The 22,381-nt window shown below is 69.6% G+C and carries 22 protein-coding genes; 7 read left to right on the top strand and 15 right to left on the bottom strand.

Features of this window, described 5'->3' with window-relative positions:
- Positions 1-99 precede the first annotated feature (99 nt).
- On the bottom strand, positions 100-594 hold the full coding sequence (locus KTR66_RS03250) for a DUF177 domain-containing protein (protein ID WP_213610367.1): 495 nt from the start codon (positions 592-594) through the stop codon (positions 100-102).
- The gene (locus KTR66_RS03245) at positions 591-1,121 is read right to left on the bottom strand and encodes a ubiquinol-cytochrome C chaperone family protein (RefSeq protein WP_213610365.1); all 531 of its coding nucleotides are present in this window, start codon (positions 1,119-1,121) and stop codon (positions 591-593) included. Before KTR66_RS03245 ends, KTR66_RS03250 begins: the two co-directional genes overlap by 4 nt.
- An 89-nt stretch (positions 1,122-1,210) precedes the next feature.
- Between KTR66_RS03245 and KTR66_RS03240 the strand changes: the two genes are divergently transcribed.
- The 3 genes from KTR66_RS03240 to argF all read left to right on the top strand — a co-directional run bounded on the left by KTR66_RS03240 (position 1,211) and on the right by argF (position 4,015).
- Positions 1,211-1,762 (top strand): outer membrane protein assembly factor BamE, encoded by a 552-nt coding sequence (locus KTR66_RS03240; protein ID WP_213610363.1) that lies wholly within the window; start codon positions 1,211-1,213, stop codon positions 1,760-1,762.
- Between the two features lie 103 nt (positions 1,763-1,865).
- Positions 1,866-3,068 (top strand): aspartate aminotransferase family protein, encoded by a 1,203-nt coding sequence (locus KTR66_RS03235; protein ID WP_213610361.1) that lies wholly within the window; start codon positions 1,866-1,868, stop codon positions 3,066-3,068.
- Between the two features lie 5 nt (positions 3,069-3,073).
- On the top strand, positions 3,074-4,015 hold the full coding sequence (gene argF, locus KTR66_RS03230) for an ornithine carbamoyltransferase (protein ID WP_213610359.1): 942 nt from the start codon (positions 3,074-3,076) through the stop codon (positions 4,013-4,015).
- Between the two features lie 6 nt (positions 4,016-4,021).
- Here the strand turns inward: argF and KTR66_RS03225 are convergent, their stop codons facing one another.
- The 6 genes from KTR66_RS03225 to KTR66_RS03200 form a co-directional block, all read right to left on the bottom strand.
- The gene (locus KTR66_RS03225; RefSeq protein WP_213610357.1) at positions 4,022-5,557 is read right to left on the bottom strand and encodes a D-aminopeptidase; all 1,536 of its coding nucleotides are present in this window, start codon (positions 5,555-5,557) and stop codon (positions 4,022-4,024) included.
- A gap of 28 nt (positions 5,558-5,585) precedes the next feature.
- Positions 5,586-6,554: a tripartite tricarboxylate transporter substrate binding protein gene (locus KTR66_RS03220; RefSeq protein WP_213610355.1), complete on the bottom strand. Its 969-nt coding sequence runs from the start codon at positions 6,552-6,554 to the stop codon at positions 5,586-5,588.
- Positions 6,555-6,587: 33 nt separating this feature from the next.
- Positions 6,588-7,565 carry a tripartite tricarboxylate transporter substrate binding protein gene (locus tag KTR66_RS03215; protein WP_213610347.1) on the bottom strand — a complete coding sequence of 326 codons (978 nt, stop codon included), beginning with the start codon at positions 7,563-7,565 and terminating at the stop codon, positions 6,588-6,590.
- Between the two features lie 96 nt (positions 7,566-7,661).
- Positions 7,662-8,015 carry a hypothetical protein gene (locus KTR66_RS03210; protein ID WP_213610345.1) on the bottom strand — a complete coding sequence of 118 codons (354 nt, stop codon included), beginning with the start codon at positions 8,013-8,015 and terminating at the stop codon, positions 7,662-7,664.
- A 53-nt stretch (positions 8,016-8,068) separates the two neighbouring features.
- Positions 8,069-8,398, bottom strand: a complete 330-nt coding sequence (locus KTR66_RS03205) for a hypothetical protein (protein WP_213610343.1) — start codon at positions 8,396-8,398, stop codon at positions 8,069-8,071.
- 58 nt (positions 8,399-8,456) lie between these two features.
- On the bottom strand, positions 8,457-8,795 hold the full coding sequence (locus tag KTR66_RS03200; protein ID WP_213610335.1) for a hypothetical protein: 339 nt from the start codon (positions 8,793-8,795) through the stop codon (positions 8,457-8,459).
- A 144-nt stretch (positions 8,796-8,939) separates the two neighbouring features.
- Between KTR66_RS03200 and lpdA the strand changes: the two genes are divergently transcribed.
- Positions 8,940-10,331: a dihydrolipoyl dehydrogenase gene (gene lpdA / locus KTR66_RS03195; protein ID WP_213610333.1), complete on the top strand. Its 1,392-nt coding sequence runs from the start codon at positions 8,940-8,942 to the stop codon at positions 10,329-10,331.
- A gap of 147 nt (positions 10,332-10,478) precedes the next feature.
- Here lpdA and KTR66_RS03190 read toward each other — a convergent pair whose 3' ends face one another.
- The 4 genes from KTR66_RS03190 to KTR66_RS03175 all read right to left on the bottom strand — a co-directional run bounded on the left by KTR66_RS03190 (position 10,479) and on the right by KTR66_RS03175 (position 14,279).
- On the bottom strand, positions 10,479-11,315 hold the full coding sequence (locus KTR66_RS03190; protein ID WP_213610331.1) for an SDR family NAD(P)-dependent oxidoreductase: 837 nt from the start codon (positions 11,313-11,315) through the stop codon (positions 10,479-10,481).
- Positions 11,312-12,274, bottom strand: a complete 963-nt coding sequence (locus KTR66_RS03185; RefSeq protein ID WP_213610329.1) for a tripartite tricarboxylate transporter substrate binding protein — start codon at positions 12,272-12,274, stop codon at positions 11,312-11,314. Before KTR66_RS03185 ends, KTR66_RS03190 begins: the two co-directional genes overlap by 4 nt.
- Positions 12,274-13,275, bottom strand: a complete 1,002-nt coding sequence (locus KTR66_RS03180; protein WP_213610327.1) for an NAD(P)-dependent oxidoreductase — start codon at positions 13,273-13,275, stop codon at positions 12,274-12,276. The genes KTR66_RS03185 and KTR66_RS03180 overlap by 1 nt, the downstream gene beginning before the upstream one ends.
- 65 nt (positions 13,276-13,340) lie before the next feature.
- Positions 13,341-14,279: a DUF2125 domain-containing protein gene (locus KTR66_RS03175; protein ID WP_213610325.1), complete on the bottom strand. Its 939-nt coding sequence runs from the start codon at positions 14,277-14,279 to the stop codon at positions 13,341-13,343.
- A 48-nt stretch (positions 14,280-14,327) separates the two neighbouring features.
- Here KTR66_RS03175 and KTR66_RS03170 point away from each other — a divergent pair, with 48 nt between their 5' ends.
- From KTR66_RS03170 to KTR66_RS03160, 3 genes are all read left to right on the top strand, one after another.
- Complete coding sequence (locus KTR66_RS03170) at positions 14,328-14,882, top strand: gamma-glutamylcyclotransferase (protein ID WP_213610323.1); 555 nt, start codon at positions 14,328-14,330, stop codon at positions 14,880-14,882.
- A 74-nt stretch (positions 14,883-14,956) separates the two neighbouring features.
- Complete coding sequence (mdlC, locus tag KTR66_RS03165; RefSeq protein ID WP_249731805.1) at positions 14,957-16,576, top strand: benzoylformate decarboxylase; 1,620 nt, start codon at positions 14,957-14,959, stop codon at positions 16,574-16,576.
- On the top strand, positions 16,577-17,563 hold the full coding sequence (locus tag KTR66_RS03160; RefSeq protein ID WP_249731804.1) for a tripartite tricarboxylate transporter substrate binding protein: 987 nt from the start codon (positions 16,577-16,579) through the stop codon (positions 17,561-17,563). It abuts the gene before it with no gap.
- An 89-nt stretch (positions 17,564-17,652) separates the two neighbouring features.
- On the opposite strand, the gene KTR66_RS03155 is transcribed toward KTR66_RS03160, so the two are convergent.
- Genes KTR66_RS03155 through cysD form a run of 3 tightly spaced genes read right to left on the bottom strand, consistent with a single transcriptional unit; the run spans position 17,653 to position 22,197 of the window.
- Positions 17,653-19,392: an SLC13 family permease gene (locus KTR66_RS03155; RefSeq protein ID WP_213610321.1), complete on the bottom strand. Its 1,740-nt coding sequence runs from the start codon at positions 19,390-19,392 to the stop codon at positions 17,653-17,655.
- Between the two features lie 25 nt (positions 19,393-19,417).
- On the bottom strand, positions 19,418-21,277 hold the full coding sequence (cysN, locus tag KTR66_RS03150) for a sulfate adenylyltransferase subunit CysN (RefSeq protein WP_213610319.1): 1,860 nt from the start codon (positions 21,275-21,277) through the stop codon (positions 19,418-19,420).
- Positions 21,277-22,197, bottom strand: a complete 921-nt coding sequence (gene cysD / locus KTR66_RS03145; protein ID WP_371818998.1) for a sulfate adenylyltransferase subunit CysD — start codon at positions 22,195-22,197, stop codon at positions 21,277-21,279. The genes cysN and cysD overlap by 1 nt, the downstream gene beginning before the upstream one ends.
- Positions 22,198-22,381: the final 184 nt, after the last annotated feature.

The following is a 22,381-nucleotide window of genomic DNA, read 5'->3' as shown; positions in this document are numbered from 1 at the left end:
AGGAGAGGGGGCGGGGTGCGCCCAAGGAGGTACGGCCGCTGCGGGCAAGCGGCAGCAGGGAGGGAGCGCGATTAGCACCCATTCTTCCCCTCGCGCAACCTACCCTTGCGGCTTCAGACGCAACAGCTTTGCAAAGGGGCTATGCGCAGCGTCGTCCTCCGCCGTGTCGGGCATGGTGGCGCCGGGCGCCCGCGGATAGGGGTCGAGCGCCAGCGAGAGCTGCTGCGCCAGCGCCTCGCCGAGGTCGGCCACGCCTTGCTCCGTCTCGATATCGTCCGGGTCGTCCTCGCCATCGGCGGGCTCCATGCCCTCGGGCAGCAGGCGCCAGGCGATCGCCTCGCGCACGGATTGCCGGATGGGTACCAGGGTGATGCCGCAAGCCTGCTCGAGCTCGGCCGTCAGCTCGCCCCGGACCTGGACCGCGCCCTCATCCGCCGGGGTGAGGTGCAGATCGGCCATGAGGCTGTCGAGGCTGATCAGGTCGAAGCGGCGGGCCAGGGCCGCGCGCTCGGCCGGGCCGGCCTCGAGACGGAGGTGCTGGCCGGCGGCGGGCACATGGGCGAGCGGCAGGCGGTGGCTGAACTCTGTGCTCATGCGAAACGCACCTGGCCACGCAGCATCGCCTCCAGATCCTGCCCGGCCAGCAGGGTGGAGAGCCGCTCGGCATGGCGGGCCAACTCCAGCGCGGCGCCCTCGGGTGCCGGCTCCTTCACCCAGATATTGCGCTCCAGCGCGGCGGCCAGCGCGGCGATGTCCGCCTCGTCGAGCGCCTCGCCATAAGCCGTGGCGCGGCCATGAAAGCCCTCCCACAGCATCTTCACGCGCTTGCCCACGCTGAGGTCACCGATTCCCATCTCGCGCAGGTTCACGTCCATGTCGGCGAACATCGCGTCGAACACGGCCTGGCCCAGGGCATCGGCGGTCTTGTCGGTGGCGGCACGCAGGCGGCGGATCAGCAGGCCCACATGCAGGCAGACCAGCTCGAAGCGCCCCGCTGTCGTGTCGGGGACGCCGAGTTCGGCGTAGAATCGGGGCGTCCGGGCGGCGCCGACCGCGGCCGTGTAGAGCTCGAAGCCGGTCCGCTCATGCGGGCGGCGCCGGAACAGGCCGAAAAGGCCCATGATGCAGAAAATCCTGACAAGAGCCTCCGGGCGCGGCGCGCCGTCGAGGCGCATTGACCACGGGGGCAGGGTGGCGTTAAGCCCGGGACATGGCCCGTCACCCAGCCTTGGTCAACATCCGAATCCTGGCCCTCCTGGCGCTGCCGGCGCTGGCCGGCTGCTCCTATCTGCCGCCGATGCCCGAGCGGCCGCGCGACGTGTTCACCACGCCCATCGTCAACCGTGGCCACCCGGTGACGGAGGACCAGATCGCGCAGATCACCACCGGCGTTTCCACGCGCGCCGATGTGCAGGCCCTGCTGGGCAGCCCGAGCCAGACCAGCACCTTCTCGGACAACAGCTGGTACTACATCAGTGGTGTGACGCAGCTGCGCCCCGCCCGCAGCATGGCGCTGCGCTCGCAGCGGGTCGTCGCCATCGACTTCAATCCCGCCGGCACCGTCGCCGAGATCCGCCAGCTCGACTTTACGCAGGGCGACATGCCCCGCGTGAACTTCGTCGAGCGCGAGACGCCGAGCCCGGGCAATGAGCGCACGCTGATGCAGGCGCTGTTCGGCAATGTCGGCCGGATCGGCCCCAACCCGGCCGGCAATGCGGGCATCCTGCCCGCGGGCGGACCCGTGGCCGGCGGCGGCCGCTGAGGTCGCTTTCGCCAGCCAAGGGTTGATTCCTGGCGGTTTTCCGTCACACTGGCCGTTTCCGCCCGCATGTCGCAGGCGGAACACTCCAGAGGAGCGCTGCCGCGTGATCCCCGCCCTGATGCCGACCTACAACCGTGCCGACCTCGCTTTCGAGCGGGGCGAAGGCGCCTATGTGTGGACGGATGCGGGGCGACGATTCCTCGATTTCGGCTCCGGCATCGCCACCTCCTCGCTCGGCCACGGCCACCCGCATCTGGTCAAGGCCATCGCCGAGCAGGCGGCGCGGGTGATGCACGTCAGCAACCTCTATCGCGTGCCACAGGCCGAGAAGCTGGCTGCGCGCCACGTCGCGGCCTCCTTCGCCGACAGCGTGTTCTTCTGCAACTCGGGCGCCGAGGCGAATGAGGGCATGGTCAAGGCGGTGCGGAAGTACCACGCCGAGAACGGCCATCCGGAGAAGTTCCGGATGATCTGCTTCGAGGGTGCCTTCCACGGCCGCACGCTGGCGATGCTGAGCGCCACGGGCAATGAGAAGTACCTGGCGGGTTTCGGCCCGGCCGTCGAGGGCTTCGATCACGTGCCCTTCGGCAACATGAACGCCGTGCGCGATGCCATCACCCCCGAAACCGCCGGCATCATGATCGAGCCGGTGCAGGGCGAGGGCGGCGTCCGCCCGGCTGATCTGCGTTTCCTGCGCGATCTGCGCGCGGTCTGCGACGAGTTCGGCCTGCTGCTGGCGCTGGACGAGGTGCAGACCGGCATGGGCCGCTCGGGCAAGCTCTGGGCGCATCAATGGGCCGGCATCGAGCCTGACGTCATGTCCTCGGCCAAGGGCATTGGCGGCGGCTTCCCGCTCGGTGCCGTGATGGCCAAGGAAGCGGTGGCCAAGCACCTCAAGCCCGGCACGCATGGCACCACCTATGGCGGCGGGCCGCTGGCCTGCGCCGCCGGCAATGCGGTGCTCGACGTGGTGCTGGCGCCCGGCTTCCTGGAGCAGGTGGACCGCGTGGCGCGCCATCTCTGGCGCGGCATGCTGGCGCTGGCCGAACGCCATCCGCGCGTCATCCAGGGCGTGCAGGGCGCCGGCCTGCTGCTGGGCCTGCGCCTCGTGCCCGAGGTGAGCAACGGCGCCATGCAGGCCCAATGCGTCGAGGAAGGCCTGCTGACGGTGGCGGCGGGGATGAATGTGCTGCGCGTGGCGCCGCCGCTCATCATCACCGAGGCCGAGGCCGATGAGGCCCTGGCCATGCTGGACCGCGCCTGCACGGCGCTCACGCCCGCGGAAGCCCTGGCAGCCGCAAAGTGAGCGCGATGTTGAAGACGACGGCCGGGGGCGGCGAAAGCCCCCGGCATTTCCTGGAATTGATGGACCTCGACGGCCCGACCCTCCGGCACATGCTGGAGCTGGGCAAGAAGGCGAAGCGCGGCGAGGTGCAGGGCCAGCCCCTGGCCGGCAAGACGGTCGCGCTGATCTTCGAACTGCCGTCCACGCGTACCCGCGTCAGCTTCGAGGTGGGCATCCGCCAGCTCGGCGGCACGCCGCTGGTGCTGACGGCGCGCGAGATCCAGCTCAACCGCGGCGAGAGCGTGAAGGACACGGCCCGCGTGCTCTCGCGCTATGTGGACGCGATCATGCTGCGCACCGCGGATGTGTCCAACATCCGCGAGCTTGCCGCGCATGCGACGATTCCGGTCATCAACGGGCTGACCAATATCAGCCACCCCTGCCAGCTCATGGCCGATGTGATGACCTTCGAGGAGCATCGTGGCCCGATCGCCGGCCAGGTCGTTGCCTGGACGGGCGATGGCAACAATGTGGCCCAGAGCTTCATCCAGGCCGCCGCGCGCTTCGGCTTCACGCTGCGCATCGCGACGCCGCCCGAGTTGGCGCCGCCGGCCGAGCTGATCGCCTGGGCGCGGCGCGAAGGCGCGCAGATCGAACTGACGAATGATCCTGTGGCCGCCGTGCAGGGGGCCCGCTGCGTCGTCACTGATTGCTGGGTCTCGATGAGCGACGAGAAGGATGGCGAGACGCTGAACCGCCACAATTTGCTGGCGCCCTATCAGCTCAACAGCGCCCTGCTGAAGAATGCCGCGCCGGACGCCATCGTCATGCATTGCCTGCCGGCGCATCGCGGCGAGGAGATCACCGACGAGGTGATGGACGGCCCGCAAAGTGTTGTGTTCGACGAGGCGGAGAACCGGCTGCACGCGCAGAAGGGCGTGCTGCTCTGGGCCATGGGACTGGCCTGAACCCGCTCAGGCACGGGCATAGTCCAGCCCGCGCGCCAGCCAGCAGCCGACCCGCAAGCCGGTGATCGCGCCACCCTCGCGCCGAAAGGCCAGCGTCCAGTCACCCGGCGGCGCATGGTCCAGCGCGCGCGGGCAGGGCAGGGCCCAGAGGTCGGGACCGATCGGCTCCAGCATTTCCATCCGTCCCTGGCCGAGCGCGCCCGAGAATCCCCCATAGGCGACGCCGCCCGCGGTGGTGACGAGCAGCTCCGCCTCCAGTTCCGCGCAGTGATAGCGCCCGGCGATGTCCAGGCCGGGCGTTCCTTCGCAGGGGATGAGGCGCGAGCGGAAATTCTCCTGCGGGCGCTCCATCCAGAGCCCGTCCGGCGCCATATGCAGCCGGGTGCGGGCACTGCCGGCCGAGCCATTGGGCTGGAGGTCCAGCCGCTCCGGCCCTTGGCCGAAGCGCAACCGGATCTGGCCGGGGGCAGCGAGGTCAATGCGGGCTGACAGCCCCGTCTCCGGCTCGCGATAGCTGCCGAGCCAAGCGGGCGCGGGCAGATCCGGGTCGGGCTGCGGGCGTTCCTCGCCCAGCACGGCGGCGAGCGCGTCCAGCGCGGCGCCGGCCGCATCGCCCATGTGGTTGAACAGCACCACCACGGAAATCCGCTCGGATGCCACATGCAGGCGGTGGCTGCGCCAGCCGCGCAGCGCGCCGCCATGGCCGGTGATGGCCCGGCCGAATTCCTGGCCGCGCGCGAGACCAAAGCCGTAGGGCGCCGGCGCGCCATCGGCGAAGGTCACGGGCGCTGAAAGCCGCGTGTAGAGCGCCGCCGGATCATCGCGCGTGGCATCCACATGGCGTTCCCAGGCGATCATGTCGTCCAGGCTGGCGCCAAGCCCAGCATCGCCGGTCCAGAGGATGCGGTTCTCCGCCGCGCGGAAGCCGGTGGCGACGCTGCCCTCATAGCCTTCCGTGCCGTCGGGCATGGCGCGCGTGTCGGCGGCGAGGAAGGCCGTCGCCATGCCGGCCGGTTGGAACAGGTGCTGCGTCAGCAGTTCCGCAAAGGAGCGGCCGGTCTCCGACTCCAGCGCATCGGAGAGGAGGCGGAAATTCTGGTTGCAGTAGGAGAAGCGCGTGCCCGGCGTGAATTGCAGGCTCCGCGTGGCACCGATCAGGCGCGTCGCCTCCGCATCGCCGAAGGGCGCCTCGGCCGGCGAGCCGAGCAGCATGGCGACGGCCCAATAGTCGCGCAGGCCGGACTGGTTGTGCGCGAGGTGGAGCGCGCCGGGTGCAGCCCCCTCCAGCAACCGCAGCCGCGCGCGCACCGCCCCGTCCAGCGCGGCTCCGCTCGCCAGCATCGCCCCGCAGGTGAACTGCTTGGTGATGGAGCACATGCGGAACAGGCTGGCGGGGGTGAAGGGGATGCGACGTTCGGCATTGGCATAGCCCCAGGCGTGGCGCGTCAGCACCTCGCCCGCGCGCAGCACGGCGATGGCGCCGCCCGGGCCCGGATAGGCCCGGGGCAGCGTTGCAAGCAAGGAGTCGAGGCGGTCCGTCATGGGGCGCAGTCTCGCGCCGATGCGGGCTTCAGTCGATGCTGAGGTTCAGGCGGCGGACCGTATCCCGCTCATAGGCCACGCGCTCGCGCGCGAATTCGAGATAGGCCTGCGGGCCTAGATACTCGTTCGGGTTTTCCCAGCGCCGCATGATCGCCTGGCTGGCCTCATCCTCGAAGGCCTTCTTGAGGCTGCGATGGACGATGTCCACGATCTCCGGGTCGAGACCCTTGGGCCCGACGATGCCGTAGGGCGAGGTCACGCTCGGCCCGAGGCCCAGTTCGACCAGCGTCGGCGCATTGGGCGCAGAGGCGAGGCGCGTCGGCGTCCAGGCGCTCAGCAGCTTGAACTCGCCGCTCTCCACCTGCGGCCGCCAGGATTGCGCATCGGCCACGATGTCGATCTGCCGGCCGAGCAGCATGGTCACCCCCTCCTGCGCGCCGCGCGTCGGGATGTGCTCCATCCGCACGCCGCGCCGGGCCAGGATGTCCTCCATCGCCAGGTGGTTGGTGGTGGCGATCCCGGAGGTGGAATAGGTCAGCTCGCCCGGGCGGCGGCGGGCCTCGGCGATCATGTCGTCAAACGTGTTCCAGCCGCGATCGGCGCGCACGGCGGTGCCGAAGACGAAGCCGGTGACCTGCATGATGTAGCTGAAATCCGTCACCGGATCCCAGGTCGGCTGCCGCGTCAGGAAGGGATGGCGCAGGATGGAGAGGTGGTGATGCGCCAGCGTGTAGCCATCGGGCCGCGCCTGCTGCGTCAGGAAGAAGGCGGCGCGGGTGCCGCGCGCGCCGGGCATGTTCTCGATGACGATGCTCTGCCCGGTGTCGCGCTGGAAGATCTCGAACATCTGCCGGTGCAGCGCGTCCAGGCTGCCGCCGGGCGGCCAGGGGATGAGGAAGCGGATGCTGCGGTTCGGGTAGCGCCCCTGGGCCAGCGCCGGGGCGGCGAGCGGGGATGCGGCGAGCGCGCCGAGCAGCGCGCGGCGTTGGATCGTCATTCTTATCGTTTCCTCCCTGAACGCGAAGCCACGCTATTCCATGCGGATGCCGAGCCTCGTGACCATTTCGCGCTCATAGGCGGCGCGTTGCACGACGAATTCCTGGTAGTCGGCCGAGTTGTAGTAGACGAGCGGCATGTCGAACTGATTGCGCACGCGCGTGTTCTCCGGGCTCATCAGCGCCGTGTGGAAGGCGTCATGCAGCAGGCGGACGATGCCCGGGTCCATGCGCGGGGGCGCGCAAAGGCCGTAGTTGGACGTCACCACCAGGTCATAGCCCAGCTCGCGCAGCGTCGGCGCATTCGGAAAGCGTGACACGCGCTCGGCCGTCCAGACGCTGAGCAGGCGCATCTGCCCCGCCTCCACCGGCCCGGCCCAGACGCTGCTGTCGGCGATCATGTCGATCTGCCCGCCCAGCACCTGGGGTACCGCCTCGGAGGCGCCGCGGAAGGTGACATGCGTCATCTCGATCCGCTCGCGCGCCATGATGTCTTCCATCGTCAGATGGTTCGTCGTGGCGATGCCCGAGGTCGCGAAGCTCAGCTTGCCGGGGTTGGCGCGGGCATAGGCGATCATGTCCTGCCAGGTCTGGAAGCGGCTGTTGGTGGCGACCGCCACGCCGAAGAGCCAGCCGCTCAGCCCGATGAAATTGGTGAAGTCGGTCGTTGCGTCCCATTGCGGATTGCGCACCAGGAAGGGGCGGCGGATCACCGAGAGGTGCATCTGGCCGATGGTGTAGCCATCCGGCCGCGCCTCGCGCGCGATGTGCACGGCGTGCAGCGTGCCGCCGGCGCCGCCCCGGTTCTCGGCCACGACCGGCTGGCCCAGCAGGCGGCCGGCCTGCTCGCCCAGGCTGCGGAGCTGCGCATCTGCGCTGCCGCCCGGCGCCCAGGGGATGATGAGGCGGATGGGACGCTCCGGGTACCGGCCCTGGCCGCTGGCGACATGCGGTGCCGCGAGCACGGTGCCGCCGGCCAGGAGCGCGTGGCGGCGTGAAAGCGAGTGGCCCATGGCGTATCTCCCAAGACATCGGCGCATCTTACGGCGCCGTCATCCTCGGATTGGGGCATGGAAGGGGGCCGCTTGCCAAGCCCCTTTCGCCTGCGCTCAGGGCGCGAAGCACCGCAGCGTGGTCGCGGCCTGCAGCGCCCGGGCGTCGAGGTTGCGATCGCTCGTCCCCAGCGCATGCTCGATGCGCCCGCCGGGCGGCAGGTAGCCGTTCAGCGCCTCGGCCGGGCGACTGCTGCCGGGCAGGGTGAAGCTGTAGCTGTAGCGGATGCCCGTCCGGCCGTGGTCGGCCAGGTCCATCCGGTAGATGTAGCTGCCATCCCCAAGCGCGACGCTCGCGAAGCGCGGGGGCGCCAGGCCGAGGGCCGCGCAGTCGCGCTCGACGCCCGGAAGCTGCGCCAGCGCGCCGGCGGGCAGCAGCATGGGGAGGGCCAGGAGGAGAAGACGGCGCATGGGAACCTCGTTGCGGGCGGCGCAGCATGCAACGCCGCGCCAAGCCCGGTCCATCAGGGTTGGCGGGGGATCGGCTGGCAGCGCAGCCGCGTCGCCGCCTCGATCTCTTCGGCCGTGAGCCGGGTGGCGCCCAAGCCGAGCCGCACCCGCTGCATGCGGCCGGCTTCGATGCGCAGGGCCGGCAGGGTGGCCTCGGCCCAACGGGGCTCCACCTGCACGCCGCGCATGCCCGGATTGGAGAGCGTGGCCCAATAGGCGAAGCCCGCGCCCTCCGCCTGGCTGCCGGCGCCCAGGACGATCACCTGGCCCGCGCAATCCTGGGCAGCCGCCGGCAGCGTCCCGAGCAACAGCGCCGCCACCCCCATCCATCCCGCCCCGCGCATGCCGCATCCTTTCCGTCGCGCCGTGAGAACTGCCACGCGGGCGGCCCAATGGCGAGGCTCAGCGAGGCTCGGCGCAGATCAGGGTGGTGGAGGCGCGCAAGGTCGCCTCGGGCACGCCGCTGCTCGTCCGGGCCAGCCAGCGCCGGATCCAGGCGCCGGGCTCCATGCGGAAGGCGGGCTGGTTGAAGGCGCCGGCGCCGTTGTACTGCACCGTCACCTGGACCGCCCGGCCCGAGACGTTGCGCAGATCCACCGAACTGGCCCAGTAGCCACGCTCGGACTGGCTCTGCCAGCCCACCGCCTCCACGACACCGCTGCAATTGGTCGGGATCGCCTGGGCCTGGGCTCCGGCCAGCGGCAGCGCCAGCAAGGCGGCCGCCAGGATCATCTTGCGCATGGTCGTCTTCCCTCCTGATGAGGTGAGCTTGCCCCGGCCCCGCGCCCTGCGCCAATCGGGGCTGCGCATGGCGCCGATCGGCCGCACCTTGCGCCGCGCCCCCGCCCGCGCCAGTTTGCGGCCAAATACGGTTGAGGATCACCCATGTCTGACAGCTTCGACGTCATCGTCATCGGCGCCGGCCCCGGCGGCTATGTCTGCGCGATCCGCGCGGCCCAGCTCGGCATGAAGGTCGCCTGCGTGGAGAAGCGCGCGACCCTGGGCGGCACCTGCCTCAATGTCGGCTGCATCCCCTCCAAGGCGCTGCTGCAATCCTCCGAGCATTTCGAGGAAGCCAAGCACAAGCTGGCCGATCACGGCGTGAACGTGACCGGCGTCTCCTTCGACCTCGCGCGCATGCAGGCCCGCAAGGCCGAGGTGGTGGGCGCGAACACCAAGGGCGTCGAGTTCCTCTTCAAGAAGAACAAGGTGACCTGGCTGAAGGGCGCGGGGCGCATCGTGAACCCCACCACCGTCGAGGTCGCGGGCCAGAGCTACACCACGAAGAACATCGTGATCGCGACGGGCAGCGAGAGCATCCCGCTCAAGGGCATCGAGGTGGACGAGGCGCGCATCGTCACCTCCACCGGTGCGCTGGAACTGGCGAAGGTGCCGGAGCACCTGGTCGTGATCGGCGGCGGCGTGATCGGGCTCGAGCTGGGCAGCGTCTGGGGCCGCCTCGGCGCCAAGGTGACGGTGATCGAGTATCTCGACCGCATCACGCCTGGCATGGACAACGAACTCTCCAAGGCATTCGAGCGGGTGCTGACCAAGCAGGGCTTCACCTTCAAGCTGAAGAGCAAGGTGACCGCTGCCGTCGCCGATGCGACGGGCGTGGATGTGACGATCGAGCCGGCCGCCGGCGGCGATGCCGAGAAGATTCGCGCCGATGTCGTGCTGCTGGCCATCGGCCGGCGCCCCCATGTGGAGGGGCTGGGCCTCGCCGAACTGGGCGTTGCCCTGGACGAGCGCGGCCGGGTGAAGACCGACGCGCATTACGCCACCAACGTGCCCGGCATCTACGCCATCGGCGATGCCATTGCCGGTGCGATGCTGGCGCACAAGGCCGAGGATGAGGGCGTCGCCCTGGCCGAGCAGTTGGCCGGCCAGAAGCCGCACATCAACTACAACGCCATCCCGAGCGTGGTGTACACTTGGCCCGAACTCGCTTCCGTGGGCGAGACCGAGGAGCAGCTGAAGGCCCGCGGGCAGGCCTACAAGGTCGGAAAATTCCCCTTCACGGCGAATGGCCGCGCGCGCGCCATGGGCGACATGGACGGCTTCGTGAAGATCCTGGCCGATGCCAAGACGGATGCGGTGCTGGGCGCGCACATCATGGGGCCCGATGCAGGCACTCTGATCGCCGAGATCGCCATGGCCATCGAGTTCGGTGCGAGTGCGGAGGACGTGGCCCGCACCTGCCATGCGCATCCGACCCTGAGCGAGGCGGTGAAGGAAGCTGCGCTGGCCGTGGACGGCAGGGCTTTGCATATCTGATGCCCTCAGGCGCCGGGCGCGCGCAGCCGCGCGCTTGGCTTCGGAATGCCGAAGCATTGCGCCGGCCGCAGGTGCGGCCGGATTCGTCGTTGGCGGCCCCTGAGCGCGGGGCGGCCGCGTCCTGCCTGGGAACCGTCGCCGCCGGCGTCACGGCGTCTTCAGAGTGAGCCCGCCATCCACAACGATCTCGGCGCCGGTGACGTATTTCGCCTCATCCGAGGCGAGGTACAGCGCGGCGTAGGCCACATCCCAGGCATCGCCCATCCTGCCCATGGGCGGCTGGGCGTTGCGCTTTGCCACGATGGCCGCGACATCGCCGCCGCTGCGCTGGCCAGCCAGGCGCGCCTCCACCAGTGGCGTGTGCATGAGCCCCGGGATCACCACGTTGCAGCGGATGCCCTGTGGCGCGTAGCGCACCGCGATCATCCGCGAGAGGGCCATGACGCCTGACTTCGACGCCGCATAGGCCATGAGGTCCGGACCGATGTTGCGCAGCGCCGCGACGGAGGAGAGGTTCACGATGGCGCCCCCGCCCTGCTTCACCATGATGGGCAGCACGGCACGCGTGCTGAGGTGAACGTAGTGCAGATTATGGTGGAACTGCCTGTGCCAGATCTCCGGCGACATTTCCTCCGGCCCGCCTGGCACGCTGCCGCCCACATTGTTCACCAGGATGTCGATGCGCCCGAAGGCGGCCATGGTGCTGGCCACGATGCGCGCGATCTCGCTCTCCTGCGTGACGTCCGCGCTGAGGGCGAGGGCCTGGCCGCCCTCGGCCGCGATCATCGCGGTGGTTTCCTCGGCGGCGGCCTGGTGGAGGTCCACGCAGGCCACCTGCGCGCCCTCGCGGGCGAAAAGGATCGCCATGGCGCGGCCATTGCCGATCCCTTCGCCAACCGAACCGGCGCCCAGCAGCAGCACGCGCTTGCCGGCGAGGCGCGGCGTGCCGCGCGGAGGCAGCGCTTCGAGCGAGGCGACGCTCATCGCTGCGCCCAGGGCGTGGTTTGCCACAGCGCGCGGTAGCGGCGCTCATCCTCGCGCAGGCGCGCGAACCAGGCCTCGCCGGATTCGTGCCGCACGAGCAGCGAGCGCGCCTCGATCGCGCGAATGAACTCCGGGTCCTTCGCAATGTCGTCCGTTGCTTCCCGGAAGCGCGAGACGATATGCGCCGGCGTGCCGACGGGCATGACCAGGCCGCGCTCGGAGGCCATGGTCACATCCACGCCCTTCTCCTTCAGCGTCGGCAGCTCGGGCGCGAAGCGGCTGCGCTCGTTGGCGGCCAAGGCCAGCAGGCGCATGCCCTCGTTGTTGCTCAGAACATAACCCAGGTTCAGGCCGGTCGAGACGATCTGCTTGCCAAGGATGGCGGTGCGGATCTGCGGGTCGCCCTGGAAGGCCACATGGTTGAAACGCAGCCCCGTGGCCTGCTGCATCAGCACCATCAGCAGGTGGTCATCCGTGCCGATGCCCGGCGAGCCGAAGGTGATGCCCCCCGGATCGCGCCGTGCCGCGGCGAAGAGGTCCTCCAGCGTGCGATAGGGGCTGTCGGCCGCCACCGAGATGGCCGAGGGATCGCCCACGAGGTTCCCGATGGGCGCGAAGTCGTCGAGCTTGAACTGCGCCGTCCGCTCGATCGGGATGGTGAGCAGGCCGGGCATGTTGGTGGTGCCGATGACCGTGCCATCCGCCCGCCCGCGGGCGATGGCGGCCAGTGCCACCTCGCCGCCTGCGCCGGGCCGGTTCACCACGACGACGTTCCCGCCGATCCGCGGCTCCAGGAAGCGGGCATAGAGCCGCGCATCAACGTCGGTGGCGCCCCCCGCGACGAAGCCCACGATGATCTCGATGGGCCTGTCCGGCCGCCAGGAACCAGCCCCCCCTTGGGCGAGGGCAGGCGAGGCGAGAAGCGCCGGGGTGGCGCCGAGAAGCGTGCGACGAAGCATCAGCCGTTTCCTTCCTTGAGCCACTTGATGAGGCGCGAGAGCCCCTCGCGCATCTCCACCTGCGGCTTCCAGCCGATGGCAGAGAAGGCCTTCTCATGCGCGATGCGGAAGGCGCCGCCCGAGGTGAGGCGCACCTTGCCCGCGGTCTCGCCCACGAAGGTCGGCGCCGGGCCGCCGCCGGCGAGCTCCGTCACCAGCTGCACCAGCTCCAGCGTCGTGATCGGCGCGGGGCCGGAGGTGTTGACCGCAACATTGCTGGCCGCACTCTCGAAGGCCATGCGGTTGGCGCGCGCGAGGTCGCCCACATAGACGAAGTGCTTCGTCTCGCTGCCATCACCGAAGATCTCCGGCGGCTCGCCACGCGCCAGCTTCTCCAGCGTCTCGATGATGTAGAGCGCATTGGCCGCGCGGTGGTGCTGCCGCTCGCCATAGACGGTCGAATAGCGCAGCACGACATGGGGCAGGCCGCGCTTGGCGGTGTAGGTGCGGCAGAGCTGCTCGCCGATGATCTTGGTGGCGCCATAGATGATGGCGGCCGGCGGCGCGCCCTCGCTGTAGAAGGGCGTGCCCTCCACTAGGTCGCCCTTGATGCCGGGCCCATAGCCATAGACCGCGTTGGAAGAGGCGAAGACGACCTTCTTCACGCCGCGCGCCGCGCTGGCTTCCAGCGCGTTCTGCACGCCGCGGATGTTCACATCCAGGCCGCCCCAGGCGTCACGGTCCATGTTCAGCGTCATGTAGGCGGCCAGAAGCAAGGCGCCATCGGCACCCTCCAGCGCTGCCAGCAGGTCGCTCATCCGCATCACGTCGCCGCGGATGATCGTGAGACGGGGATGGTCCTTCAGATGCGCGACCGCGCTTTCAGCCCCCATGGAGAAATTGTCGAAGAGCCGGACTTCGGCCGCGCCCGCATCGAGCAATTCGCCCGCCGTGGCCGAGCCGACGAGGCTGCCGCCGCCGATGATGACAAAACGCGAGCCGGCGATGGGGACGGACGCCATGCTGTTCCTCCAAGGTGATTTCTTGGCGGGCAGCATGCGGCCGGGTTCAGCTCAGGACAACCCGGTCAGCGGCGGGGCGCACCTGGCCATTCGATGGGCGGCATGACGCCCAGCGGAATGCGCGCCATGGTCAGGCGACGGCCGCGCAGTTCCAGCGGCAATTCCACGCGCGGCGGCCCGCCCTCAGGCGGCACGCGGGCGCTGAGCATCAGGCCCGCGCGCAGCGCTCCCACCATGTTGGGCGCAACCAGACCGGCCGCCACCACGGCGTTCAGCCCTTCCTGCACGCCCACGAGGGTAAGCGTGCCCCGCCCCTCAGGCTGGAGCTGTGCGTCGAGCGTGAGGGTGGCGCGAAGCTGAATCACCGCCTCGCCCGCACGGGCCTCGGCCAGGCCGATGCTGAGCGCCCCGCCGGCCGCGCGCCAGGCGCTGGCACTCGTGCCCGGTGGAGTGTTCAGCTTGCCGGCGATCTGGAAGCTGTCCAGGCGCGGCAGCCGGGACGCCGCGAGCCCGGCGGCGCGGATGTCGAAATCCAGGCCGAAGAGGTTCACAGCCAGGCCCTGCACGGCGACTTCCTCGCCGAAGCGCAGCCCGTCCCCTTCCAGCGTGAGGCCCTGGCCGTCGAGGCGCAGCCGCGCGATGAGCGAGCGGCTTTGAACCGGCATCGCCCCGCTCGGCTGCAGGAGGCGCTGCGCACCGGTCAATTCCAGCCGCAATTGCCGGTGATCCTGCGGGAAGAGCCCCAGCTTGGCGCCCTCCGATTGCCAGCCCACGCCATTGGGGGCGCGGACCGACAGGCCGGAGAGGTTCAGCACGGCGCCGAACGGGAAGCCGGCACGCTCAGGCGATGCGTGGCTCACCTGCCAGCCCTCGGCCCGGCGCGCCTCGCTCCAGCGCGCCAGTTCCACCTCCAGACGGCTCGTCGCCTCCTGCCAGGTCCAGTAAAGGCCGCCGCCGGCCAGGATCAGGGCGAGGAGGAGGAACGCCCACCATTTTCTTGCCATCCGGGCAGGGTTAAACATCCGCGCCGATTTCGCAAAGGTTCAGGCCGCGTGCAGGAACTTCCTCTCGATGCCGACGGGCATCTCTACGTCTTCGCCTATGGCTCGCTTATCTGGCGTCCGGGCTTTCCGCATCTGGGCCATGAGCCGGCGCTGCTGCGCGGCTATCATCGGCGCTTCTGCCTCTGGTCCCGGCATTATCGCGGCACGCCGGAGCGGCCGGGCCTGGTGCTCGGCCTGGATCGCGGCGGCGCCTGCCGCGGCGTCGCCTTCCGCGTGGCGGCCGCCGAGGCGCCGGCCGTGCTCGACTATCTGGAATCGCGCGAGAACCCGAATGGCGAGAATGTCTATCACCGCCGCCTGCTGAAGCTGCGCCTTGCAGCGGGGCGGGAGGTCCGCGGCATCAGCTACGTGGCCGATCGCAGCCACCCCGCCTATTGCCGCCCTTGCGAGCAAAGCACGGCCGCCACCATCGCACGCGGCGCGGGCAAGACCGGCACCAACCGCGAGTATCTGGAAAACACCGCCCGGCAACTCGCCTCTCTGGGTCTTGCTGACCGCCGGCTGGAGCGGCTGATGCGCCTCGTCGCCACCAGCGGGGACTGAATCAGGTCCCGCTTGCGGGCAGGGGGCCCCAGGCCGTAACCCTTGCGGACAAGACACGCAGGGGAAACGCGAACATGCCGCATGGCCCGATGGAGACCGGCCTCGTCACCGTGCGCGAGGCGACCTACGCGCTGATGCGCGAACTCGGCATGACGACGGTCTTCGGCAATCCCGGCTCGACGGAACTGCCCTTCCTCGACCGCTGGCCGGATGATTTCAACTATGTGCTCGGGCTGCAGGAATCCGTCGTGGTGGGCATGGCGGACGGCTATGCGCGCGCCACCGGCCGCGCCGCCTTCTGCAACCTGCATTCGGCGGTGGGCGTCGGCCACGCCGCGGGCAACATCTTCACCGCCTTCAGAAACCAGGCACCGCTGGTGATCACCGTGGGCCAGCAGGCGCGCTCGCTGCTGCCGGGCAATCCCTTCCTCGGCGCCACCGAGGCCGCGAACTTCCCGCGCCCCTATGTGAAATGGAGCATCGAGCCGGCGCGGGCCGAGGATGTGCCCGCCGCCATCGCCCATGCCCATCGGATCGCCATGCAGCGCCCCTGGGGGCCGACCCTCGTCAGCATCCCGATGGACGACTGGGGCGCGCCCACCCGCCCGCTTCCGGCGCGCAGGGTGAGTGTGGACGTGGCGCCCGATCCGGCCCTGCTGGAGCAACTTGCCGTGGCACTGACGCGCGCGGAACGCCCGGTCTTCGTCGTCGGGCCCGAAGTGGATCAGGAGGGCGCAGGCCCAGCGCTGCTGGCCCTGGCCGAGCACGCGCGCGCGCCCATTCTGGCCAGTCCCTTCGCCAGCCGCGTCGCCTGTCTGGAGGATCATCCGCTTTTTCAGGGCTTTCTCGCGGCCGCGCCCAATGCGGTGGCGGCGGGACTTGCGGGATATGACCTGATCGTCGTGATCGGCGCGCCGGCCTTCACCTTCCATGTGGCGGGCGAATGCGCCGTGTTCCATGACGGCACGCCGATCTTCCAGCTCACCTCGGATGGCGAGGCGGCGGCGGCGGCGGCCTCCGGCACAGCGATCCTGGGCAGCATGCGCCTCGCCTTGCCGGCGCTGCAGGCGCGGCTGCCGATGCCCCAGCGCGCCAGGCCGGCGCCGCGCCCGCCCGCGCCCGAGCCCGCGGCGGCGATCCCGCTGCCGGCCGAATATCTCTTCGCCGCGCTGCGCGCCGCCATGCCGCGCGACGCGATCCTGGTGGAGGAGGCGCCGTCGCACCGCCCGGCGCTGCAACGTCACCTGCCCGTCACGCGCTGGGGCGGCTTCTACACCATGGCCTCGGGCGGCCTGGGCTATTCGCTGCCCGCCGCAGTCGGCGTCGCCATGGCCAACCCCGGCACGCGCGTGGTGGCGGTCATCGGCGACGGCTCGATGATGTATTCCATCCAGGCCATCTGGAACGCCGTCCAGGCGCGGCTGCCGCTCACCATCATCGTCGTGAACAATGCCGGCTATGGCGCGATGCGCAGCTTTTCCCGTGTGCTGGGCGTGGAGGGCGCGCCGGGGATCGAGCTGCCGGGCCTGGATTTCGTAAGCCTGGCGGCCGGCCAGGGCTGCCCTGGGCGCCGCGTGGAGACCGCCGAGGCGCTGCATGCCGGCCTGTCCGACGCTTTCGCCGCCGAGGGGCCCATGCTGCTCGACGTCGTCGTGGATCACGCCATCCCCCACCTCTACCACAAGGCCAAGTAGATGATGGATCGCCGTACGCTGCTCGCCGCCGCCACGCTCCTGCCGGCCGCCGCCACGCTCCTTCCGGCCGCCGCCTCCGCGCAGGCCGCCTGGCCCAGCCGGCCGATGCGGATCATCGTGCCCTTCCCGCCGGGCGGCCTGGCTGACCTGCTGGCCCGACCGCTGGCCGCCAGGTTGCAGACAACGCTGGGCCAGCCGGTGGTGGTGGAGAACCGGCCGGGCGCGGGCGGGAATATCGGGGCGGATCTCGTCGCGAAGGCAGCGGCCGATGGCTATACTTGGCTGCTGGGTTCGATCGGCCCGCTCGCGGCCAACCAGTTCCTGTTCGCGTCCATGCCCTATGACACGCGCACCGCCTTCGCGCCCGCCGCGCTTCTGGTGAACACGCCGAAGGTCATCGTCGTCGCGCGCAACCGGCCATGGCAGAGCGTGCAGCAGATGCTGGAGGCGGCGCGTGCGCGGCCGGATTCCGTCCGCGCGGGCTCCGCCGGCAATGGGTCCTCGCTCCACATCGCGCTGGAATTGCTGAAGCAGCAGGGCGCGGCGCCCATCCTCCATATCCCCTATCGCGGTGCGGCGCCAGCGGTGACGGACCTCGTCTCCGGTCAGATCGATCTCATGGTGGACAACCTGCCCAACATCCTGCCGCAGATCCGCGAGGGCACGGTGCGCGCGCTGGCGGTGGCGACGCCCCAGCGCCTGCCGCAATTGCCCGACGTGCCGACCACGGCGGAGGCTGGGTTGCCCAACTTCGTCTTCGGCACCTGGTTCGGCCTGGCCGCGCCGGCGCGCACGCCGCCTGAGATCGTGGCCCGCATGGCAGGCGCGGTGGATGCCGCCCTACGCGAGGCCGAGATCGGGGGGCGCCTCAGCGAGCAGGGCGCCGTGCTGGGCGGCGGCACGCCCGAGGCCTTTGCCAGCTTCATCGCTGCGCAGACGGCCGCGCTGGAGGCGGTGATCCGGGCCGCGAATATCCGCGCGGAGTAAAGCGCGGTACGCGGCGGCGTTGGTCCGGCCAGCCGATCCTGGCCGGGCTGGTTGCCGACCCCTGCGCGGCCTTGCCGATACGCCGGCGATCAACCCCACCAGTGCAGGGGACCGCTCAGGACCCAGAGCGAGACGACGCTGGCCAACCCATAGACGACCAGGACAACGGAGCCGAGCTTCAGGAAATCGCTGAAGCGGTAATTCCCGGGCGACATCACCATCAGGTGCGTCTGGTAGCCATAAGGCACCAGGAAGGAGGCGGAGGCACCGAATGCGGCCATCACCGCTGCGGCCTCGGGCGGCAGGCCGGTCAGCGACGCGAATTGCAGCGCGATGGGCAGCGCTGTCACCGCCGCCGCCACGTTGGAGAGAAGTTCGGTCAGGAGCCAGGCGAGAACGAAGATCACCGCCAGAGTGGCCAGATTGCCAGCCACGCCGAAGACATCGACCACCATCCCTGCCACGACCCCGTCCAGCCCTGCCTGCGTCACCAATCTGGCCAGGACCAGCGAGCCCCATAGCGCCATCATGAGGTCGAACGGAAAGAGCGCGCGGAAGTCGCGCCCGTTCAGCAACCCGAAGGCCATGGCGCCGCCGACCAGCAGCAGGGTGAGCAGCGCGAACTCCGTGAGCTCGAAGATGGCGAGCACCACGAAGAGGCCGAACATGACGGTGGCGATGATCGCCTCTCGCGGTGACAGCGCCGTCGTGGGCGTGCCGTCGCGCGCGATCAGGTGGAAGTTGGACTGCACCTCCGGGTGCGCGAAGAAATCACTGCCACCGGCGATGGCCAGCAGATCACCCGCCTTCAGCTCGACCTCGCCGAGCTTGCCCGAGAGGCGCTCATCGCCGCGGCGGATGGCGAAGACCGAGGCGCTGAACGCCGCGCGGAAATTGCTGCTTTTCAGTGTCAGCCCGACCAGTGCGGAATCCTGTGCCACCACCGCGTGGTGCACCTGCAGGCCGGATCGTTGCCGCACCTCCTCCATCACGCCCAGGCCCGGGATCGCCATGAGCTCGTCGAGGAAGCGCACATCACCCACAAAGATCAGCACGTCGCCCGACTGCAGGATTTCGTCCGGCCTGACCGGCGAGAGCAGCGCGTCGCCGCGGATCAGTTCCGCGACATAGAAATGGCCGAGGCTGCGCAGGTGGTTTTCGGCAAGCGATCGGCCCACCAGCGGCGAGGCATCGATCACGCGCGCTTCGACATGGAACAGCTCGGGCAGGCGGGCGGCCTCGTTCCCCTTGGGGGCGCGCATCAGGCGCGGTGCCGCCACCAGCACCGCCAGATAGACGGCGAAGGCCGTGACCGAGCCTGCCAGCACGAAATCCATGAAGCCGATCTCGACCCCAGCGCGGGCCGCCTGGCCCACGGTCATCAGATTGGCCGAGGTGCCGAAATGCGTGATCATGCCCCCAGCGAGGGCGACGTAGGAGAGCGGCAGGAGCAATTGTCGCGGTGCGATGCGCGGGTTGCGCGCGGCAGGTCCCATCAGCGCGCCCACCACCGCTGTATTCGGCATGACGGCGGAGACGAGCGTGGCCATCCCGAGGAAGCGTCGGCGGATGGCGCCCTCTGACGCCGGCTTCCGGCTGAACAGCAGCCGGCGCAGCCAGGTGAGCCGGCCCAGCACGCTTGAGAACACGACGAGGCACAGCACCGCGACCAGGGTGGGTTCGCCGAGGGACTCCAGCACCGTGCGGCTGGGCACACGCTCCAGCAGCAGTACGGCCAGGATGAAGGCCAGGAAAGCGCCGGCCATGGGTACCCGGCCGCTGATGAGCGCCACCAGCAGCACGCCCACCAGGATCAGGTCGATCCCCATGCCTGTCACGGCGTTCCTCGCGGGGTCAGGTGGACGACATCCGTCGTTCGATCAATTCCAGCACCTGCTGCGCCAGAGCTTCGGCCGACGGGCCGCTGCCATCCAGCACGACATCCGCCGCCTCGGGCGGCTCATAAGGGCTGGTGACGCCGGTAAAATTCGCGATCTCGCCACGCTTGGCCTTGGCGTAGAGCCCCTTCACGTCGCGCTCCATGCAGACCTCGATCGGCGTGTCCACGAAGACCTCCAGGAACTCACCTTCGCCCAGCATCTCCCGCACCATCTGCCGCTCGGCCCGGAAGGGCGAGATGAAGGAGGCGAGGACGATAAGCCCCGCATCCACCATCAGCTTCGCCACCTCGCCGACGCGGCGGATGTTCTCGACGCGGTCCTGGTCGGTGAAGCCCAGGTCCCTGTTCAGGCCGTGGCGCAGGTTGTCTCCGTCGAGCGAATAGGTGTGGCGGCCGGCGCGATGCAGCGCCTGCTCCACCAGCTTCGCCACCGTGGACTTGCCCGAGCCCGAGAGGCCGGTGAACCACAGCACCATCGGCTTCTGGCCGAGGGCCGCCGCGCGCGCCGCCTTGTCCACCAGGAAATGCTCGTGATGGACGTTGGTCGCGCGGTGCAGCGCGAAGTTGATCATGCCGCAGCCGGCGGTGCGGTTGGTGAAGCGGTCCACCAGGATGAAGGCGCCGGTCAACCGGTTCTGCGCATAGGGATCCATGGGCACGCGCTGCGCCGTGCTGAGATTGCACAAGCCGATCTCGTTCAGCGAGAGGCGCGTGGCCGACTGGTGATCGAGCGTCGTGACGTCCACGCGGTGCTTCAGCGTGGTGACCGACGCTGTGGTCCACAGGTTTCCGATGCGCATCATGTACTGGCGGCCGGGGAGCAGCGGCTCCTCATCCATCCAGAGCACATGGGCGGCAAACTGGTCGGCCACCGCTGGCCGGTCGGCCATGGGTGCCAGCACGTCGCCACGGGCCACGTCCACCTCATCGGCGAGGCAGATGGTGATGGCGTCACCCGCGGTAGCGCGTTCCTGCTCGCCGGCCGGACCGAGGATGCGGGTCACCTGGCTCGTCACGCCCGAGGCCGCGACGACGAGCTTTTCGCCGAGCGCGACAGCGCCGCTCGCCACCGTGCCGGAGAAGCCCCGGAAATCCTGGTTCGGGCGATTGACCCACTGCACCGGGAAACGGAAGGGGATCTGCGTGAGTTCCTCCTCGACGCTCACACTCTCCAGGTGCTCGAGCAGTGTCTCGCCGCGGTACCAGGGCGTGTTGCCCGAGCGCGCGCTCACATTGTCGCCGAAGCGGCCGGAGACGGGGATCGGCACCATGGTGTGGAAGCCGAGGCCGGCCGCGAAGGTCGCGTATTCACCCACGATGCGATCGAAGACCTGTTGGTCGAAATTCACCAGGTCGATCTTGTTCACCGCCAGCACGACATGGCGGATGCCGAGCAGGGAGCAGATGTAGGAGTGGCGCCGCGTCTGGGTCAGCAGGCCCTTGCGCGCATCCACCAGGATGATCGCGAGCTCGCAGTTCGAGGCGCCGGTCGCCATGTTGCGAGTGTACTGCTCGTGCCCCGGGCAGTCGGCGACGATGAAGCTGCGCTTGGGTGTCGTGAAGAAGCGGTAGGCGACATCGATCGTGATGCCCTGCTGGCGCTCCGCCTCGAGCCCATCCACCAGCAGCGCGAGATCGACATCCTCGCCGACCGTGCCGTGCTTGCGGCTGTCGCGCGTGATCGCGGCGAGCGTGTCCTCCATGATCATCTGGCTGTCATAGAGCAGCCGTCCGATCAGCGTGGACTTGCCGTCATCGACCGAACCGCAGGTCAGCAGGCGCAGCAGGCCTCGCGAGAGCGTCGTGCCGTCCATCAGAAATAGCCCTCGCGCTTCTTGCGTTCCATCGAGGCCTCCTGATCGTTGTCGATCAGGCGCCCATGCCGTTCCGAGACGCGGGAGAGGCGCAACTCGTCAAGCACCTGCTCCATCGTCTCGGCGCGGCTCTCATGCGCGCCGGTCAGTGGCCAGTCGCCCATGGTGCGGAACCGGACCCACATCTCCTCGACTTGCTCGCCCGGCTCCAGCGGCATGCGCTCGTCATCGCGCATGATGAGCGCGCCGGAGCGACGCAGCATCGGGCGCTTGGCTGCGAAATAGAGCGGGACCACGGGGATCTGCTCGGCGGCGATGTAGTCCCACACGTCGAACTCGGTCCAGTTGGAGATCGGGAAGACGCGCATGGACTCGCCCGCGGCGATGCGTGTGTTGTACAGGCCCCACAATTCCGGGCGCTGGCCGCGCGGCTCCCAAACATAGCCAGGCGCGCGGTGGGAAAAGACGCGCTCTTTCGCGCGGGCTTTTTCCTCGTCCCGCCGGGCGCCACCGATGGCCGCGTCATAGCCGCCCATGTCGAGCGCCTGGCGCAGCGCCTGGGTGCCCATCACATCCATATGCACCTGGCTGCCATGCGTGATGGGCCCGATGCCGCGCGCAAGGCCGTCGGGATTGGTGTGTACGATCAGCTTCGCATTCAGCTCGGCGGCGCGACGGTCCCGGAACTCGAGCATTGCGCGGAAATCCCAGCCGGTCGCGATGTGCAGCAGCGGGAAGGGGATGCGGCCGGGTGCGAAGGCCTTCATGGCCAGGTGCAGCACCACGCTGCTGTCCTTGCCGATCGAATAGAGCAGGACCGGATTCCGGAAGCTCGCTGCCGTCTCCCGCAGGATGGCGATCCCCTCAGCTTCTAGACGCCGGAGATGGGGGCTCAGGGAGCGAGGCTGGTCCGGCTGCACGAAGATATCCTTGGCTGTACTGACCCCAGAGGCCTCGCCTGCGCCGGCGGCCCGATGCCGCTCAGCGCTGTGCTGGCCGCAACTGACGCCCGCAGTTTGGTCGCCGGTACCTTCTCAGGCATCGTGTCGCCTCAGCTACAGAAGGCGCGTCAATTGCACGCCGAGGGATAGCCGAACAGCCTTC

Source organism: Roseococcus sp. SDR, assembly GCF_019083995.1.
Lineage (GTDB): Bacteria > Pseudomonadota > Alphaproteobacteria > Acetobacterales > Acetobacteraceae > Roseococcus.
This window is presented reverse-complemented; position numbering and strand designations above follow the sequence as displayed.

Bases quoted from the DNA above. Each gene is read 5' to 3' on its own strand.
- KTR66_RS03245 (WP_213610365.1), bottom strand. From the start codon at position 1,121: ATGGGCCTTTTCGGCCTGTTCCGGCGCCGCCCGCATGAGCGGACCGGC.
- KTR66_RS03225 (WP_213610357.1), bottom strand. From the start codon at position 5,557: ATGACGGACCGCCTCGACTCCTTGCTTGCAACGCTGCCCCGGGCCTAT.
- KTR66_RS03215 (WP_213610347.1), bottom strand. From the start codon at position 7,565: ATGGGCCACTCGCTTTCACGCCGCCACGCGCTCCTGGCCGGCGGCACC.
- KTR66_RS03180 (WP_213610327.1), bottom strand. From the start codon at position 13,275: ATGGCGTCCGTCCCCATCGCCGGCTCGCGTTTTGTCATCATCGGCGGC.
- KTR66_RS03220 (WP_213610355.1), bottom strand. From the start codon at position 6,554: ATGACGATCCAACGCCGCGCGCTGCTCGGCGCGCTCGCCGCATCCCCG.
- KTR66_RS03190 (WP_213610331.1), bottom strand. From the start codon at position 11,315: ATGAGCGTCGCCTCGCTCGAAGCGCTGCCTCCGCGCGGCACGCCGCGC.
- KTR66_RS03175 (WP_213610325.1), bottom strand. From the start codon at position 14,279: ATGGCAAGAAAATGGTGGGCGTTCCTCCTCCTCGCCCTGATCCTGGCC.
- KTR66_RS03210 (WP_213610345.1), bottom strand. From the start codon at position 8,015: ATGCGCCGTCTTCTCCTCCTGGCCCTCCCCATGCTGCTGCCCGCCGGC.
- KTR66_RS03200 (WP_213610335.1), bottom strand. From the start codon at position 8,795: ATGCGCAAGATGATCCTGGCGGCCGCCTTGCTGGCGCTGCCGCTGGCC.
- KTR66_RS03240 (WP_213610363.1), top strand. From the start codon at position 1,211: ATGGCCCGTCACCCAGCCTTGGTCAACATCCGAATCCTGGCCCTCCTG.
- KTR66_RS03205 (WP_213610343.1), bottom strand. From the start codon at position 8,398: ATGCGCGGGGCGGGATGGATGGGGGTGGCGGCGCTGTTGCTCGGGACG.
- KTR66_RS03160 (WP_249731804.1), top strand. From the start codon at position 16,577: ATGATGGATCGCCGTACGCTGCTCGCCGCCGCCACGCTCCTGCCGGCC.
- cysN (WP_213610319.1), bottom strand. From the start codon at position 21,277: ATGGACGGCACGACGCTCTCGCGAGGCCTGCTGCGCCTGCTGACCTGC.
- lpdA (WP_213610333.1), top strand. From the start codon at position 8,940: ATGTCTGACAGCTTCGACGTCATCGTCATCGGCGCCGGCCCCGGCGGC.
- KTR66_RS03155 (WP_213610321.1), bottom strand. From the start codon at position 19,392: ATGGGGATCGACCTGATCCTGGTGGGCGTGCTGCTGGTGGCGCTCATC.
- argF (WP_213610359.1), top strand. From the start codon at position 3,074: ATGTTGAAGACGACGGCCGGGGGCGGCGAAAGCCCCCGGCATTTCCTG.
- mdlC (WP_249731805.1), top strand. From the start codon at position 14,957: ATGCCGCATGGCCCGATGGAGACCGGCCTCGTCACCGTGCGCGAGGCG.
- KTR66_RS03185 (WP_213610329.1), bottom strand. From the start codon at position 12,274: ATGCTTCGTCGCACGCTTCTCGGCGCCACCCCGGCGCTTCTCGCCTCG.
- KTR66_RS03250 (WP_213610367.1), bottom strand. From the start codon at position 594: ATGAGCACAGAGTTCAGCCACCGCCTGCCGCTCGCCCATGTGCCCGCC.